The sequence below is a fragment of the Bradyrhizobium sp. KZN70725 genome (assembly GCF_055264925.1).
Window position 1 is genome coordinate 1 of record NZ_JBUYWT010000175.1, and the last position, 1121, is coordinate 1121.

General features: G+C 60.0%; 1 protein-coding gene. It reads right to left on the reverse strand.

All coding sequences use genetic code 11. The features are described from left to right. On the reverse strand, window positions 1-1097 hold a 1097-nt coding region (locus ACZBJS_RS42540), incomplete at its 3' end, for an IS4 family transposase (RefSeq protein WP_463440335.1). Window positions 1098-1121: the final 24 nt, after the last annotated feature.

Sequence of the window (1121 nt, forward strand, 5' to 3'; positions counted from 1 at the left end):
GGAGGTTTGTCGATGGCAGCGAGGGATCGACGCGTGAGCAGGAGCTGGCCGACGAGTTCGGCGAACCTGAGCGGGAGCATTTTGATGCAGTTGGTGTGAGCGGCGATGCGCAGCAGCAGGTAGGCAATCATCGCAGCGAGCACCTGAAGGCGGATCGCGTTGTCGTTGGCGCCGAGGAACTTGCGAATATCGAGATGCTGCTTGATCCAGCGGAACAGCAGCTCGATTTGCCATCGGCTCTTGTAGAGGGCGGCGATCTCGACGGCGCTACGGGCAAGGTCGTTGGTCAGGAGTGTGATCTTGCCGCCTTTCTCGCGTCTGATCTTGATGCGGCGGAGCGGGATTGGAAGGCGCGAATCGCCCTTGCTGGTGAGCTTCACCTCGTCATCGGCAAGGATTTCGAAGCCATCCCCGTTACGCTTGCGGATGGCGCGATGCCTGAGCGAGCGAAGACGGATGCTCGTCTTCGCCCGGGTAACGAAGAAAGCCTTGCTATCATTGATCTTCTGCCACCAGTCGAAACGGCAATAGCCCTTGTCAAACACATAGGTGGTGGCGGGCTGGATTGGGGTCTGTCGGCCGATCTCGATGTCATTGACGTTCGCGGCCGTCATCTCGACGCAGGTCGGGACATCGCTCCTTGGGTCGTAGACGACATGCAGCTTCATGCCGCGGATGCGGCCGTTCCACGTCGCCCAACTGCAGACCTTGCCGAGCGGGATCGGACTGGCGTCGATCAGACGCACCATCTCCATGCCTTCACTCCGCAGCTGGCGACGCGCCATCGCCGACAGCGCCGCAAAGGTTTGCGCGAAAATGCCGATCGGACGGCGGGCATTGGCATCGGACAACGTCGAGCGCGACAGCTTGCCGGTTCCCAAGTGATAGTGATGCTGCGAATTGGCGTTGAAGCCAGTCACCACCCCGCGCAGACTGCTGTTGCCGCTAAGCTGGGCATAGATCAGCGCCACCAGATGATCCCAGCTCCTGAACGACTTGTCGTAGGCATCCCCGTCCAGACGATCCACAACCGTCTGAAACTGCCGTCGATTGATCGGTTCAAGCAGCCTTCCAAAAATGCTACCGCGATATCGCATGCTCGGCCCTCTGTGTCTCGACAA